The organism is Klebsiella sp. GG_Kp175 (assembly GCF_040062325.1).
Taxonomy (GTDB): Bacteria; Pseudomonadota; Gammaproteobacteria; order Enterobacterales; family Enterobacteriaceae; genus Klebsiella; species Klebsiella quasipneumoniae.
Genome location: NZ_JBEAFX010000007.1, coordinates 55,429 through 71,945 on the forward strand (window position 1 = coordinate 55,429; position 16,517 = coordinate 71,945).

The following is a 16,517-nucleotide window of genomic DNA, read 5'->3' on the forward strand; positions in this document are numbered from 1 at the left end:
CTAAGGTCGATCGTCGCCAGGCGAACGATAGTGCTGATTGAAATGGTAAACCGCGCCAATCAGGCCGGCATCGTTGCCGTGACTGACGGTATCGAGATAGTCGGCAATGCCGAACCAGGCCAGATGCTGGCGCAGCAGCGTCAGAAATCCAGGACGTTCCACAACGCCGCCGCCGATAAAAATGGTCTGCGGATCGAAGATATTGACGAGGTTATAAAGGCCATGGCCCAGGCCATTGAAGAACTCGGCGACCAGACGCTGGCAAACCGGGTCGCCGGCGTCATAGCGGTCAAAAATCATTTCGCCAGTGACGCTATCCAGCGGCGCGCCAATATGTTCTGCATAGCGATAGCGCAGCACACGCAGGGTGCAGTTTTCATTCATCGAGTAGCGACGGGGATCGCGTCCGCCGGGACGATCGGTAAGCATATAGCCGAACTCGCCGGCGCGAAAACGCGCCCCGTGGATCAGCTGATGTTGGCAAAAAATCGCTCCACCGATGCCAGTGCCGATAGTGAGCACCAGAAAATTGGCCATCTCCGCCGCTTTACCCTGCCAGCGCTCGGCAAGCAGCACACAGTTGGCGTCGTTTTCCACCGAGACCGGCAGCCCGGTTCGCGTCTCGAGCCATGATTTCATGGCGAAGTTATCAAAGCGACGGATAGCGCCGCCCATGGTGATAAATCCGCTGTGCGGATCGACATAGCCCGGCGCGCTGATGGCAATGCCTTCGCATGACGGGTGGGCCGCCAGCCACGACAGCATGGTCTGTAAGATATGATCGCCATCGCTGTCATTGATTGACTGCTTCGCGGTTTCCAGCAGCCTTCCGTCGCGGGTCATGACGCCCATCTTTAACGCGGTGCCACCGATATCAAATGCCGCAATCTTCATTCATCCCTCCCCTGTCGAACATAAATCACCGGTAATCCATACGGCGATCAATCACAGAAACCGGTTTCAGTAATATGATGGGGATTACCTGACACTGAGGCAAGCACAAGGCTGTACCCGGTTTCATTTTCGTGAGCAGTATCAAATTTGACCATCCGCCAACGGTTTTAAGCCGACTGTAAAGCAGGCTCGCAAACGTTTGCTTTCCCTGTTAGAATTGCGCCGATTTTTCTTGCTTACCGCAAACGCGTGGAGACTTCGCAGTGACCGACAAAACCTCTCTCAGCTATAAAGATGCCGGCGTGGATATTGATGCAGGCAACGCTCTCGTCGACCGTATTAAGGGCGTGGTGAAGAAAACCCGTCGCCCGGAAGTGATGGGTGGACTGGGCGGATTCGGCGCGCTGTGCGCACTGCCGCAGAAATACCGCGAGCCGGTACTGGTCTCCGGCACCGACGGCGTCGGTACCAAGCTGCGTCTGGCAATGGATCTGAAGCGTCACGACACCATCGGCATCGACCTGGTCGCCATGTGCGTGAACGACCTGGTGGTTCAGGGCGCTGAACCGCTGTTTTTCCTTGATTACTACGCCACCGGTAAACTGGACGTCGATACCGCAGCCAGCGTCATCAACGGCATCGCCGAAGGCTGCCTGCAGTCCGGTTGCGCGCTGGTGGGCGGTGAGACCGCAGAGATGCCGGGGATGTACCACGGCGAAGATTACGACGTGGCGGGTTTTTGCGTCGGGGTGGTGGAAAAATCAGAAATCATCGACGGCAGCAAAGTCGCTGACGGCGATGTGCTGGTGGCGCTGGCCTCCAGCGGCCCGCACTCTAACGGCTATTCGCTGGTGCGTAAGATTATTGAAGTTAGCGGCGTTGACCCACAGACCACCGACCTTGACGGCAAACCGCTGGCCGACCATTTGCTGGCGCCGACCCGCATCTATGTGAAATCGGTTCTCGACCTTATTGCCAGCGTTGACGTCCACGCCATCGCCCATCTGACCGGCGGCGGCTTCTGGGAAAACATCCCGCGCGTACTGCCGGACAACACCCAGGCGGTGATTGATGAGTCTTCCTGGCAGTGGCCGTCCGTTTTCAACTGGCTGCAAACCGCCGGTAACGTCAGCCAGCATGAGATGTACCGTACCTTTAACTGCGGCGTGGGGATGGTTATCGCCCTGCCGGCAGCAGAAGCAGACAAGGCCATTGCCCTGCTGAACGAGAAAGGTGAAAACGCGTGGAAAATCGGGTATATCAAAGCCTCCGATTCCGAACAGCGTGTGGTCATTGCATGAAAAACATTGTGGTGCTGATTTCCGGTAGCGGCAGTAATTTGCAGGCGATCATCGACGCCTGTGGCCGGAAACAGATAAACGGCACCCTGCGTGCGGTATTCAGTAACAAGGCCGATGCGTTCGGCCTTGAGCGCGCGCGCGCGGCCGGGATCCCGGCCCACGCGCTGGCGCAAAGTCAGTTTGCCGACCGGGAAGCGTTCGATCGTCAGCTGATGCATGAAATTGACGCCTACGCCCCGGATCTGGTGGTGCTGGCGGGCTATATGCGTATCCTTAGCCCGGCCTTTGTCAGCCACTATCAGGGACGACTGCTGAACATCCACCCTTCGTTACTGCCGAAGTATCCTGGCCTGCATACCCATCGCCAGGTGCTGGAAAACGGTGACGAGGAGCATGGGACCTCGGTGCACTTCGTCACCGATGAGCTGGATGGCGGTCCGGTTATCCTGCAGGCCAAAGTGCCGGTCTTTGCTGGCGACAGCGAGGAAGAGGTTACGGCGCGGGTACAGACCCAGGAACATGCCATTTATCCGCTGGTGATAAGCTGGTTCGTCGAGGGGCGTCTGCGCATGGTGGGCAACCACGCCTGGCTGGATGAACGACAGCTTCCCCCCCAGGGCTATGCCGCTGAAGTATAAGCACGTCTCGCCCCGGTCATTGCCGGGGCTACTTTCTCACTTCTCCCCGGTTATTTATCTGTGTTTTCCAGGCAAAGTGCGTTGTGGTTCCACCCCGCAGGCAATGGCGTCGGCCGCTGGTAATCAAACTCACGTAGCGTCAGGTCAGTCACGCCGTTGGCATACATCACCGGCAGCCCTCCCGGGTAAGGCTCAACCCCCCAGGCACGGCCGCTGTGCGGATTCAGACACCAGGCATTATCCATGCCCATGCCGGTTGGCGACTGCGGGTTACACGGCGGACGCACATCATAAAGCCCCTGCTCCATCTGTGGATTAAGCTTCTGGTGGAGCTGGATGCCGTCAAAAAGAATGCGCTGGATCAGGCCCGCTGGTTCACTATGCAAATTAATCGCCCCTTCACACTCCCCGACCAGACCGCGAAACTGGATCCGAGTGATGGCGCCGGGGGCGATAGCCGGATCGCGATGGCGTGCGGAAAGAAAAACCGGATCCGCCTCCCCCCAGTGACAGGCTGGCGCGCTCACGCAAGCAAACGCTATGTTGCTGAAGATCATCCGCCGCAGCTGGCCGCCGTCGCGGGATAGCAAGCCGATCCCGCGATTGGAATCAAAGATGGTGCAGTTGCTGACCAGCACATCTTCAATATCCTGCCAGGTTTCCGTACCGACTTTTAAGGCGCAGCTTTTCGACCGCAGCGTACAGTTCACGATCGTAACCTGACGCAGCGGACGCTGAATATGCGCAGGCTTGGCCGTGGTTTTCAGACAGATAGCGTCATCGGCGGCGCTGAAATAGCAGTTGGCGATATGCACCTGCTGGCAGCTGTCGATATCCAGCGCGTCGGTATTGGCCATCGTCAAATCGTTATCCACGGTAATCCCGTTAATCGTCACGCCGATACACGAGACCAGATGTATGGTCCACATCGGCGCATGGCGCACGGTAATATTTTCCAGTCGCACGCCGCGGCAGTTCTCCAGCAAAATGATGCGCGGCCGCCGCTCGACGGGCTGGCGGTACCCCATGGCATCGACATCCCGGGAAAACCAGCCGTCGGCGCTACCGTAGATTTCACCGCCGCCACAGATACTCACATTTTGCGCATCGAGAGCATAAAGAAAGGCCCGGTGGGAGCACTCTGCCTGGCTCAGCGCGACCGCTTGGGTAAAATCATCGCCGTTTTCGCTGACGATCAGCTTGGCGCCCGGCGACAGCCACAGGCAGGTATTTGACCCTATCCGCAAGCCGCCGAGCGCGTACCTGCCGTGATCGACCACCAGCGTACCTCCTCCGGCCTCCGCCAGCTCGTCCAGCGCCTGTTGAAAGAGAGCGGTATCGGGAGTGACGCCATCCGCGTGGGGATGGCGCTGAGAAAGATGAATATTCATAGCGTATCCTGAAAATCAAACAGGCAGCTATCACACCATCTCCTGCCCGACCAGCGTAGGGGAGAAACTGCCCGCGGGGCAATATCTGCGCAGCATTTCACATTCACCAGGTCCGTCCGGGATAAAATGTGATGGATAACGCAAATCCTGCGCGGCCAACCGCGAAAAGCGTACTCTCCGCACAGTTCCCGCCCGCGGCCATCGCGTCAGCCGTGAGCCATATCACGGGATTTATTTCATTTCATCGCCATTTGGCAGGCTGCTCGCAGAACGGCGCAAAATCCCCGTATCCGGCATTTTCGCCCCCGCCTCCCCTCTTTTCCTGTGCAACCTCGCTTTCCTTACCAAAGAGATACGCTTATGACGAGGACAGTAACCCCAACGCGAGAAGTCAAAACCCGCAATATCCTCTGCTGGGGGATGGGTGATATTTTCGGTAGCGGCGCGATGACCATTACCGGCCTGTGGCTGCTCTACTTCTATATTGAGGTCGCCGGGCTCTCCCCCGCCGCCGCCGCCTCCATTTTCGCCATCGCCAAAATCTGGGATGGGATCACCGATCCGGTGATGGGCTACATCACTGACAACATCCGCACCCGCTGGGGACGCCGGCGGATATTCTTTATTCTCGGCGCGCCGATGTCGCTCTGTTTCGCCCTGATGTGGGTGAGCGGTTTCGGTTACGCCTGGTACCTCGGCACTTATTTACTTTTCAGCACCGTGTTTACGCTACTGATGGTGCCTTACGATACACTGCCGGCAGAAATGACCTCGCGCTACGATCTGCGCTCTAAGATGTCGGGCGCGAGGATGCTGTTCGCGCAGGCGACGGCCTTTCTCGCCGCGCTGATCCCCGGGCAAATCATGGCTCACGTCGCCGACCAATCGCAGGCATTTCTCTATATCGGCATCGTCTTCGCCCTGCTCTTCGCCCTGCCGTGGATTTTTGTCTGGCGCGGCACCTGGGAGCGCGACGCTCTTCCGCCACCGCAGGCCCGCCAGGGGTTGCTTAAAACCCTGGGGTCGTTATACCGGGAGATGGCTTCAACGTTTCATCTGCGCACTTTCCGCATTCATATCATGATGTACGTCGGCGGCGCGGTGGCGTTGGATATTTTCGGCTCGCTGTTTATGCATTACATGACCTATGTATTGCGCGTCGGGACCTCCCTGGCATCGCAGGCGATGAGCCTGATGACGCTGTTTCAGTTCTTCGCCATCCCGTTCTTCACCTGGCTGTGCATTCGCGTTGGCAACGGCAATGCCTATAAGCTGGCCATTGCGCTGATCCTCTGCGCTTTGCTGTGGTTCAGCCAGCTTAGCGCCGGCTTTAGCCATCTCTCCTGGCTGCTGCTCGGCGGTGCGGTGGTAATGGGCGTCGCCCGCGGGGGAACCTATCTCATTCCGTGGAACGTCTATAACTTTCTGCCGGATGTCGATGAGGCCTATACCGGCGTGCGCCGCGAGGGAATTTACGCCGGCGTGATGATGCTGACGCGCAAGTTCTCCCAGGCGCTGGCGCTGTTTATCGTCGGACTGGCGCTGGAGGCGTTTGGCTTCACCAAGGGCGCTGAAGCGCAGAACGCCGCCGCCCTTAACGGCATCTGGTGGGTTTTCCTGGTGGGCCCGGCCTGCTGGCGATCCTGGCCATGTATGGCGCATTTCGTTTCCGCTTAAGCCAGCCGCGCCATCAAATTCTGATTAACGAGCTGGAGCGCCTGCGCGCTGGCGGCCATCCGCAGGATGCCAGCCCGCAGACGCGAGAAACTATTGAACTACTAACCGGTCATCCGCACCGCAATGCCCGCTGGCAACACGCCGTCTTACCGCAAGGGAGTGATTATGTCGCAGAAAAGCAACCGTCCTGAACTCCTTCAGCGTATTGAAGCGCTGATCGATAACCTAACCGCCATTAACGATAAGAGCGGCCAGTTGCAGCGGCTGGCCGATGGCCGGGTCATTGATACGAAAGGCTGGGAGGGCTGGGAATGGACGCACGGCATCGGTCTGTTCGGACTGTTTCGCTATCAGCAGTTGACCGGTTCCCCCCGCGCCCGTCAGCTGATTGACGACTGGTTCAGCGCCCGCTTCGCCGAGGGAACGCCGGAGAAAAACATCAATACGGCTTGTCCGTTCTTAACGCTGGCGCTGCGCTACCAGCAGGCGCCGCGCAGCGACTGGCGCGCCTACCTCGACTGCTGGGGCGAAGCCATCTATCGCCAGATGCCACGCACCGATGAAGGCTGTCTGCAGCATGTCACCTATGAGAGCGCGCATCAGCAACAAATCTGGGACGATACGCTGATGATGGCGGTATTGCCTCTGGCCATACTGGGCAAAATGTTTGATAAACCGCGCTGGGTGGAAGAGGCCATCTACCAGTTTTTACAGCATCTGCACTATCTCAGCGACCGCCAGAGCGGCCTGTGGTATCACGGCTGGCATTTCGCCGGCCGACACCACTTCGCCGGCGCTCTGTGGGCCCGAGGCAACAGCTGGATAACCCTGGCGATCCCGGAGCTGCTGGAGATGCTCGATCTCGACGAGCATGATGCTGTTTACCGGCAATTGCAAAATACCCTGCAGATACAGGTCGCCGCGCTTGCCCGCTGCCAGAGTGACAACGGTTTGTGGCCAACGCTGCTCAACGACCCCGACAGCTATCTGGAAGCCTCGGCGACCGCCGGGTTTGCCGCCGGCATCTTCAAAGCGATACGCCTCGGCTATCTGGAAGCGGATTATCTGCCGGTGGCCGAACGCGCGTGCGAGGGAATTATCGACCATATTTCACCACAGGGTGAACTGTTGCAGGTGTCGTTCGGCACCGCGATGGGCCACGACCTTGATCACTATCGTCACATCCCGCTCACCGCCATGCCCTATGGCCAGGCGATGGCGATGCTGTGCCTGGTGGAAGCCCTGCATCGCACGCTGTAAAAGCGTTACCTGAGCGCCGTCAGTTCGGTGCTCAGGCTATCCGCCAGGCTACGCACCCGTCCGGGATCGAACATGACGTAGAACGCCGGCGAGGCGTCGCTCATCTGCTGGCAGATCGTTTCCATCTCAGACGCGCAACGGTACAGCGCCTGCACATTGATATGGCAGATCTCCCGCATGCTCCAGCTGTTCTCCACCTCGCGGGCGAAATGCAGCGTAAAAAAGGCCTTTTGCGCATGGGTAAACAGCTGGCAATAGAGCGCCAGCCCCTGCCACTCTTCACGCCACTACCGCTCCAGCGCTGCAGGAAACTCCGCCGTGTGGGCAAACGCCAACGCCTCTTCCCCCAGGCGCTGCGCGCCGCTGGCCACCTCATCCTTTTCCTGCGCGATTTGCGTCAGATTGCTCATCGACTTCTGCGGGTCGTCGCGGGTGAAATGAATATCCTGCGCCGACCCCGGCAGCCAGTGGCTACGCGCCAGCTGACCGTACAGGCTCCACACCGCCTGCCCGTAGCTTTCCGGCAGCTGGCTGTGGCGATGGAAGACGTGGTCGCGCACGTAGATCGCCTGGTAGAGCGTTTGCGCTCCCTGCTCGAGAAGCTGCCGGAACTGCTGCGCCACGTCGTCAGGCGGACACCAGCCGTAGCGCTGCGCCAGCCACTGGTCGAGCAACTGCTGCTGGTTTTTCGCCATCCCGTCCCCCAGCAGCTGGCTGCAGGCGAACAGGTTGCATTCGCTTAAGGTATCGGGGATCCAGTGGTTATCAATACTTTCCCAGCTGGCTTTACAGATAGCGCCGGTGATACGCGGATTCCGGCTTTGGCACCACAGCAGCCGCCCCTGCAGTTCATCGATACGCAGAAACGGCATAACTCCCCAACCAACTTCCTCCCCGGCCAGATCGATATCAACCCACACATCCCGCGTCTGCACCGCCAGCAGCGCCGGGTTATTGGGAAAGGCTGGCCAGAAGCGTTCCGGGGTCAGTTTAATCGATACCGATACCGTCGGCGGCAGCGGTTCAATAGCGTCCAGCACGGTACTGAGATCGTCGTTGCTTGCCGGGAAGACGCGTATTACCAGATGTTTGTTTTGCGCCGCGACGGCCTGGCTCAAGGCGCCAAAACAGCGGCGATACAGCACGAAGCTCTGCGCCGGCTGGCGCCCTTCCCCCGCCTCGCGACGCTGCCTATCCCACTGCGGGCGGGAGATCGGCAACAAGCCGTCAGTGCTGGAAAGGGCGATAATCAAGCCGGTGAGCGCCGGTACGCCCTCGCAGACGGCGCGGACTTTGTCGGTCAACCAACGGCTCCAGAAATCCACATCAAAACGCACACCGCCCGGGTTATCCAGCAGTTCCGGATGCGCTAACAACAGCTCCGTCGGGAAACTGAGCTCTTTCGCCTGCAGATAAAAGCGCAGCCCCAGTTCCCGACAGCGCAGCGCCAGGCGGTTGAGATAGATACAGCGCGCTCGCTGCTGGCTCGACAACCGGTCGTTATAGTCAAACGGCGTGTAGCCCTGCGGCGATACCAGCTTGCCGAACAGCTCCGCCTGGCCGATCACCACGGTATTAAAACCATGTTTTATGGCATATTCCATTAAGCGACAAGCTGACGGCCAGTGCCAGATATCCTGATTATTGAGCTCCAGCGCCCGCGTTTCCCACATCGTTTCGCCCCCCATTTACTCATGATTGAACATAACGTAAGCAAACAAACGCGTCCGCTTTTTCCCGACATCAGGTTGAAAGAAAACTGTCATATTGCTTTGACATAGTTGGACATTCAATGGCAATGCTCGCCATAATGAAACAAGCGACATCAATGATCCGGAGTGTGAGTTGTAATGGGCCAGGAAAAGCTATACATCGAAAAAGAACTCAGCTGGTTATCTTTTAACGAACGCGTGCTGCAGGAAGCGGCGGACAAAAGTAACCCGCTGATTGAGCGCATGCGCTTCTTAGGGATCTACTCCAACAACCTTGATGAGTTTTACAAAGTGCGCTTCGCTGAGCTTAAGCGCCGGATTATTATCAGTGAAGAACAAGGCAGTACCGCCCATTCTCGCCACCTGTTAGGCAAAATCCAGGCCCGCGTTCTGAAGGCCGATCAGGAATTCGATAGTCTGTATAACGAACTGCTGCTGGAGATGGCGCGCAACCAGATCTTCCTGATCAACGAGCGCCAGCTGTCCGTCAATCAGCAGGCCTGGCTGCGCAACTACTTTAAACAGTATTTGCGGCAGCATATCTCGCCGATCCTGATTAACCGCGAAACGGACCTCGTGCAGTTCCTGAAAGATGATTACACCTATCTGGCGGTGGAGATTATCCGCGGGGAGAACATCAACTATGCCCTGCTGGAAATTCCGTCGGATAAGGTCCCGCGCTTCGTAAACCTGCCGCCGGAAGCGCCTCGCCGCCGTAAACCAATGATCCTGCTGGATAACATTCTGCGCTATTGCCTGGACGACATCTTTAAAGGCTTCTTTGATTACGATGCGCTGAACGCCTACTCGATGAAAATGACCCGTGACGCCGAGTACGATCTGGTGCATGAGATGGAGTCGAGCCTGATGGAGCTGATGTCCTCCAGCCTGAAACAGCGCCTGACCGCCGAGCCGGTTCGCTTCGTCTACCAGCGCGATATGCCGGACGCGATGGTCGAAATGCTGCGCGATAAGCTCTCCATCTCCAACTATGACTCAATGCTGCCGGGCGGCCGCTATCACAACTTCAAAGACTTTATCGGCTTCCCGAACGTGGGTAAGGCCAATCTGGTCAATAAACCTATGCCGCGCCTGCGTCATCTGTGGTTTGATAAATTCCGCAACGGCTTCGACGCCATTCGCGAACGCGATGTGCTGCTCTACTACCCCTATCATACTTTTGAGCATGTGCTGGAGCTGCTGCGTCAGGCCTCGTTCGACCCCAGCGTACTGGCGATCAAAATCAACATCTACCGCGTGGCCAAGGATTCGCGCATCATCGACGCGATGATCCACGCCGCCCACAACGGTAAAAAAGTCACCGTAGTGGTGGAGCTACAGGCGCGTTTTGACGAAGAGGCCAACATTCACTGGGCGAAACGCCTGACGGAAGCGGGCGTCCACGTTATCTTCTCCGCGCCGGGCCTGAAAATCCACGCCAAGCTGTTCCTGATCTCGCGTAAAGAAGGCGATGAGGTCGTGCGCTACGCCCACATCGGCACCGGTAACTTCAACGAGAAGACCGCGCGGATCTATACCGACTATTCGCTGTTAACCGCCGATGCGCGCATTACCAATGAAGTTCGCCGGGTGTTTAACTTTATTGAAAACCCCTACCGCCCGGTCAGCTTCGATTACCTGCTGGTGTCGCCGCAGAACTCGCGTCGTCTGCTGTATGAGATGATCGACCGCGAGATCGCCAATGCGCAGAACGGGCAACCGTCCGGTATTACCCTGAAGCTGAACAATCTGGTGGATAAAGGACTGGTAGACAGACTGTATGCCGCCTCCAGCTCCGGCGTGCCGGTCAACCTGTTAATCCGCGGCATGTGCTCGCTGATCCCCGGTCTGGAAGGCATCAGCGAAAATATTCGCGTCATCAGCATTGTGGACCGCTTCCTCGAGCATGACCGGGTCTATTGTTTTGAAAACGGTGGCGATAAGCAGGTCTGGCTCTCCTCTGCCGACTGGATGACGCGTAATATCGATTATCGCATCGAAGTTGCCGCCCCGCTGCTCGACCCGCGCCTGAAACAGCGGGTGCTGGATATTTTTGATATCTTGTTCAACGATACGGTAAAAGCGCGCTATCTTGATAAAGAACTGAGTAATCGCTATGTGCCGCGCGGCAATCGCCGTAAAGTACGCGCTCAGATGGCGATTTACGATTATCTCAAATCACTCGAACAACCCGACTAACCTATGCCAATAAACGAAAAAACCCCTCGGCCGCAGGAGTTCGCTGCGGTTGACCTTGGTTCGAACAGTTTTCATATGGTGATCGCCCGTGTCGTCGACGGCGCCATGCAGATCATCGGACGCCTGAAACAGCGCGTACATCTGGCCGATGGCCTCGATGAAAACTCGGTGTTGAGCGAAGAAGCCATGACCCGCGGGCTGAACTGCCTGTCGCTGTTTGCCGAACGCCTGCAGGGGTTCTCCCCTTCCAGCGTCTGCATCGTCGGGACGCATACGCTGCGCCAGGCGACCAATGCGGCAGAGTTTCTTAAACGCGCGGAAAAAGTGATCCCCTACCCGATCGAGATCATCTCCGGTAATGAAGAAGCGCGCCTGATTTTTATGGGCGTGGAGCACACGCAGCCGGAGCGCGGCCGTAAGCTGGTGATTGATATCGGCGGCGGTTCGACCGAGCTGGTCATCGGTGAAGATTTTGAGCCCCGGCTGGTGGAAAGCCGTCGCATGGGCTGCGTGAGTTTCTCCCAGGCCTACTTCCCCGGCGGGACCATCAATAAAGAAAATTTCCAGCGCGCTCGCCTGGCGGCGGTGCAAAAACTGGAAACCCTGGCCTGGCAGTTCCGTATTCAGGGCTGGACCGTGGCGCTGGGCGCCTCCGGTACCATTAAGGCCGCCCAGGAAGTGCTGGTGGCTATGGGCGAGAAGGACGGGTTTATTACGCCGGAGCGCCTCGAAATGCTGGTCAGTGAACTGCTGAAGCATAAAAACTTCGACGCGCTCAGCCTGCCCGGCCTCTCGGAAGATCGTAAAGCGGTCTTTGCCCCGGGGCTGGCCATTCTGTGCGGCGTATTTGACGCGCTAGCCATTAAAGAGCTTCGTCTGTCTGATGGCGCGCTGCGTGAAGGCGTGCTGTACGAAATGGAAGGCCGCTTCCGCCACCAGGATATTCGTAGCCGTACGGCGCAGAGTCTGGCGAATCAGTACAACATCGATCGCGAACAGGCGCGCCGGGTGCTGGAAACCACCACCCTTATGCTGGAGCAGTGGCAAGAGCAGAATCCCAAGCTGGCCAATCCGCACCTGGCGGCGCTGTTGAAGTGGGCGGTGATGCTCCATGAGGTGGGCCTGAATATTAACCACAGCGGCATGCACCGCCACTCGGCCTATATTCTGCAGAACAGCGACCTGCCGGGCTTCAACCAGGAGCAGCAGATGCTGATGGCCACCCTGGTGCGCTATCATCGCAAAGCGATAAAACTCGACGATCTGCCGCGCTTTACGCTGTTCAGGAAAAAGCAGTTTCTGCCGCTGATCCAGCTGCTGCGCCTCGGCGTGCTGCTGAACAACCAGCGTCAGGCCACCACCACGCCGCCGACGCTACGGCTGCAGACGGAAGCTCACCACTGGACGCTGACCTTCCCGCACAACTGGTTTAGCCAGAATGCGCTGGTGCTGCTGGATCTGGAAAAAGAGCAGCAGTACTGGGAAGGTGTGCCGGAGTGGCTGCTGAAAATTGCGGAAGAAGAGCCAGACGCCTGATCGCCTCTATGGATATCATGCGAGCCGGGCCATCGCGCCCGGCTTTTTTACGGCTTCAGGCGCTCATCCCCTCCGCCAGCTGCGTCAGAGGCACCGGGACGCCAATATCATAGCCCTGCATATAATCGATCCCCAGCGCGATGACCGCCTGGCGTATCTCCGGCGATTCAACATATTCGGCCACCACCTGCATGTTCTTCATCCGCGCCAGACGACAGATTGAATCCACCACCTGGTAATCAAGACTGCTGGCGAGCAGATTGCGAATAAAGCTGCCGTCTATTTTAAGAATATCGACGTTCATCGTTTTTAACCGCGCATAGCTGGCGTAGCCGGTACCAAAATCATCGATAGCTACCCGGCAGCCCAGTGCCCGCAGGTGCTCTAATGTCTGGCAAACTAGCTCGGGGTTGCTGAGCGCATAGTTTTCGGTCAGCTCGAAAATAATCTGCCATGGCTCAATGTTGTAGGCCTGCAGCAGGTTTTCGACCTCCTCGGGAAACTGACTGCGGCTCAACGAGACCGGAGAGAGGTTGATCGCCAGCCGCAGACCGGGCAGCGCCCGCCGGTTGGCATCCATAAAGGCCAGGGTATGCTCAATGACCCACTGATCCACGCGCGTGGACAGCCCAAACTCGTGCGCCACCGGCAGGAACTCGTTGGGCCCCGTCAGTTCGCCCGACTCGCCTTTCATCCTCAACAACACTTCATGGTAATTGTCGCCGCGAATGCCCTGGATAGGCTGCGCCATCAGGACAAAATAGTCTTGCTCCAGCGCCTTGAGGATGCGGTTCATCATCGCCACTTTGTCTTTCAGATCCTGCTGGACATGCCCGGCGCCGCGGCGCTGCAAATTCTCCGGATGGCCACTGGCCAGCGACATGTCGGCAATCGTGTTCAGCTCGCCAAGCAGCAAATACAGATGCTTCACCGGCGAGCGGACGTTGCAATAGCTCATGCCGATCCGCGGCTGCAGGGGGACCCCGTCCCAGTGAAAACGGAACTGTCGCAAGGAGCGCTCAATTAAGTGAATGCGCGCCTGGTGCCCTTCGCTGTTGAGACGAAACACTAAATCGTGACCGGCAAGATGATATACCGCTTCGTTCGGCTCCAGCAGCGCACGCAGGTGATTCGCCAGCATTTGCTTATACTGAATACGCAACAGCACCCCGTAGTGGCGGCCCAGCAGTTCAAGCTCAGGAATACGCAAAAAACAGAGCGTCGACCAGCTCGCGCCGTTCAGCGCCCGGCTCAGCGCCCGCAGATTCGGCATATGTACTACCGGGTCGAGGAAGGCCATCTGTCGGATCCGGGCGTAGATCAGCCGCTGCTGTGTTGCCAGCATCGCCGTATAGGCGACAATAAACGAGAACACCAGGTAGCTTGACGAGGTGATCGCCAGCTGAGTGTTATAACTTGGATAAATAGGTAAATAACGGTAATGAAAATGGATCACGGCGATCAGTACCGGCGTCCATATCAGCGAGATAAAGCGATAGCCAAAACGCATCGCCCCCCACAGCATCACCGGCATCAATAAGGATAATGTATAATTTGTACTAAATATGGTGCTGGTATCATTAAGCGGCATCAATAATAGCCCCAGCAATAGGGTTAATATCGCCGCCCAACTGATGATTTCAATTTTCTTTATTTTTGGATCAATTTGTAAGCGAACCTGAGAAATATACCCGCGCAAATAAAAAGGGTTACGAATTACCCGCAGCAGTAAATAACATAACGGTACACCGGTCAGGCACCCCACCATCAGCGCCTGAAAGGTGATTAACGACCGTAAACTAAACGGCGAGACGCCGGTCATATCCGTTGTGCGCGGATGTAGCCCCAGATACTCGGCGATCTGCGACAAAATCAGAAAAATGACCGAAGGGAGCAGCATTTGCCAGAACAGACGATGCGGCATCAGCCTGACGTTACCGTGCGATACCTGCTGCCGTTGGGGAACAAAGATGCGATATCCGCCCCAGCAGAGCACGCAGGGGATCAGAAAATGGAACAGTACGCCAACGGCCTGCTCCGGCGTCATGCCCCGGGCCAGCGTTAGCAGCAGACCAACGATAATACCGGGGATCGCCGCCCAGCCGAAAAACATCATCAGGCTGAGCACCAGCGCCAGGGGAAGATAATAAAGATAAACCATGTGCCCATTCAGCATGGTATATGTATTCATCCCTCTGGCAAGGGGTAATAATAACACAGGCAGGAGAAGCGGTAAGGCCCACCATTTGTCGCGATATTGTTGATAGTATTTTAATAAATTCATAGGTGCTCTACAGAGAGCCTCTGCTCCTGCGAGGCATATTCAGGCAGGCATCCAACCACCCCATGCTGACCGCATAAGTAATAACGATACGGTAACGTCCGCTGATTTTAGTGGTGAAGAGAATGAGGCTGTTGATGTAAATCAACAAATGCTGACACCAACATTAATAAAACTTATTTTTTCAGCTTTTCGTGGCTAATAAAGAGAGCATGTAAATACGAGGATTATCTTATATAACATTAATTAATGTTTTCACTGCCGCACTTTTACATCTGCATCAATTGACCCCACCTCGTTCCTGTGCCTTAATACCCCCATCGCCCATCTTCGGGTATACTTCAAGGAACCTTTTGTGAGTCAGGCACCCAGTATGCGTAAACGACATCGATTTAACCGTCGCATGACCCGTATCGTACTGCTTATCAGCTTTCTCTTCTTCTTTGGACGCTTTGTCTACTCCTCCATCGGCGCCTGGTATCATCACCAGGATAAAAAAGCGTCGCAGGAGTCAACGCTCACCGCCGAGCCCTCCGCCCGCGAGTAACCCGTTGATCCTGATGCCGGATACGCCACTATCCGCAGGTAGAGACACCCGTTTCCGAGGCACTATCCCTGACGAGGCATGTTTTGCCGCTGACGATTTATAAGCGCACGGCCTGCAGCAGACGCAGCATTTCCGCCATTCCTTTGGTAATCACTTTATCCTGACGCATGACAACCGCCAGCTGACGGTACAGCGACGGGGCCAGAGAATGTACCGTTAAGCCATAGCGATCCTCCGCCTGCTCTACCGCCATGCGGGGCACAATACTGTAGCCCAGCCCGGCCCGCACCATGCGTTTGATCGCCTCGATGCTCCCCAGCTGCATCACCGGCGTGACCGCCAGGCCCGCCGAACGGAACCAGCGGTCAATCAGATCCCGCGTGCCGCTGCCCGCCTCGAAGGCAATGAGCGGCAGCGCCTGCAGCTCCTCAGGGGTACACACCGCCGGGATCCCCGCCTCGTGGCTGGGATGGATGACCACGAACTCCTCGTCCACCACGGCGGTCACCGCCAGACTGCGTCCCTGAACGGGCAGCGTGACCAGCCCAAGATCGAGCCGGTTTTCCTCCACCGCCCGGACGATATCCAGCGTGTTGCCGGTGGTCACCCCCACCGTCAGCAGTGGGTGCTGCTGACGAAGATGCTGCAGCAGCGGCGGAAGAAGATGAATGCAGGCCGTCGCGCCGGTCCCCAGAGTCAGTGAGCCATTAACTTCCTGACTAAATGCACTGACCGACTGCACCGCGCTATTCACCGCCCGATCGATCTGCTCGCTGTGGGCCAGCAGCGCCATTCCCGCCGCCGTCGCCTTGATCCCGCGCCCGGTGCGCTCCAGCAGTCGGGTCTGTAAAAATTGCTCCAGCTGACGCACCTGCAGGCTGACGGCAGGCTGGGAGATCCCCAGCGCGTCGGCGGCGGCTGAGAAGCTGCCGCGCTGTACGACCAGCCGGAAGGTCGCCAGGTTTCCCAGGTTCAGTGTTGTCATGCAAAGTTTCTCTTATACCGCGCATAAGGTGGCCGCTCTGCCAGAACAATAGCCTGCCGGGTATGCTCAGGACAACTCTCTTAACGGAATGAAAAA

Annotated in this window: 9 protein-coding genes and 3 pseudogenes; 7 read left to right on the plus strand and 5 right to left on the minus strand. The window is 57.3% G+C overall.

Annotation, left to right across the window (positions count from 1 at the left end; genetic code table 11):
- Entirely contained in the window at nt 1–894 is an 894-nt protein-coding gene (gene bglK / locus ABLU73_RS13480; protein WP_017900443.1) for a beta-glucoside kinase BglK, read from the minus strand.
- A 263-nt stretch (nt 895–1,157) separates the two neighbouring features.
- Between bglK and purM the strand changes: the two genes are divergently transcribed.
- Together purM and purN are read left to right on the plus strand one after the other, a co-directional pair.
- Nucleotides 1,158–2,195 carry a phosphoribosylformylglycinamidine cyclo-ligase gene (gene purM / locus ABLU73_RS13485; RefSeq protein WP_004201922.1) on the plus strand — a complete coding sequence of 346 codons (1,038 nt, stop codon included), beginning with the start codon at nt 1,158–1,160 and terminating at the stop codon, nt 2,193–2,195.
- The gene (purN, locus tag ABLU73_RS13490; RefSeq protein ID WP_348850241.1) at nt 2,192–2,833 is read left to right on the plus strand and encodes a phosphoribosylglycinamide formyltransferase; all 642 of its coding nucleotides are present in this window, start codon (nt 2,192–2,194) and stop codon (nt 2,831–2,833) included. Before purM ends, purN begins: the two co-directional genes overlap by 4 nt.
- 50 nt (nt 2,834–2,883) lie before the next feature.
- Here the strand turns inward: purN and ABLU73_RS13495 are convergent, their stop codons facing one another.
- Complete coding sequence (locus ABLU73_RS13495) at nt 2,884–4,224, minus strand: glycosyl hydrolase family 28 protein (protein WP_264924704.1); 1,341 nt, start codon at nt 4,222–4,224, stop codon at nt 2,884–2,886.
- 420 nt (nt 4,225–4,644) lie between these two features.
- Between ABLU73_RS13495 and ABLU73_RS13500 the strand changes: the two are divergent.
- Both ABLU73_RS13500 and ABLU73_RS13505 read left to right on the plus strand, forming a co-directional pair.
- Nucleotides 4,645–6,092, plus strand: a pseudogene (locus ABLU73_RS13500) (MFS transporter).
- A complete protein-coding gene (locus ABLU73_RS13505; RefSeq protein ID WP_264924707.1) occupies nt 6,067–7,161 on the plus strand; it encodes a glycoside hydrolase family 88 protein in 1,095 nt (364 codons plus the stop codon). The pseudogene ABLU73_RS13500 and the gene ABLU73_RS13505 overlap by 26 nt, the downstream one beginning before the upstream one ends.
- Nucleotides 7,162–7,166: 5 nt before the next feature.
- Here ABLU73_RS13505 and ABLU73_RS13510 read toward each other — a convergent pair.
- A pseudogene (locus tag ABLU73_RS13510) lies at nt 7,167–8,834 on the minus strand (hypothetical protein).
- 177 nt (nt 8,835–9,011) lie between these two features.
- On the opposite strand from ABLU73_RS13510, the gene ppk1 reads away from it, so the two are divergent.
- Both ppk1 and ppx read left to right on the plus strand, forming a co-directional pair.
- The gene (ppk1, locus tag ABLU73_RS13515; RefSeq protein ID WP_002913838.1) at nt 9,012–11,072 is read left to right on the plus strand and encodes a polyphosphate kinase 1; all 2,061 of its coding nucleotides are present in this window, start codon (nt 9,012–9,014) and stop codon (nt 11,070–11,072) included.
- A gap of 3 nt (nt 11,073–11,075) precedes the next feature.
- Complete coding sequence (ppx, locus tag ABLU73_RS13520; protein ID WP_004201914.1) at nt 11,076–12,608, plus strand: exopolyphosphatase; 1,533 nt, start codon at nt 11,076–11,078, stop codon at nt 12,606–12,608.
- 55 nt (nt 12,609–12,663) lie between these two features.
- Here ppx and ABLU73_RS13525 read toward each other — a convergent pair whose 3' ends face one another.
- Entirely contained in the window at nt 12,664–14,892 is a 2,229-nt protein-coding gene (locus ABLU73_RS13525; protein WP_017900442.1) for an EAL domain-containing protein, read from the minus strand.
- A gap of 370 nt (nt 14,893–15,262) precedes the next feature.
- On the opposite strand from ABLU73_RS13525, the gene ABLU73_RS13530 reads away from it, so the two are divergent.
- Entirely contained in the window at nt 15,263–15,436 is a 174-nt protein-coding gene (locus ABLU73_RS13530) for a YfgG family protein (protein WP_032456457.1), read from the plus strand.
- A 97-nt stretch (nt 15,437–15,533) separates the two neighbouring features.
- On the opposite strand, the pseudogene ABLU73_RS13535 reads toward ABLU73_RS13530, so the two are convergent.
- A pseudogene (locus ABLU73_RS13535) lies at nt 15,534–16,446 on the minus strand (LysR family transcriptional regulator).
- Nucleotides 16,447–16,517 lie beyond the last annotated feature (71 nt).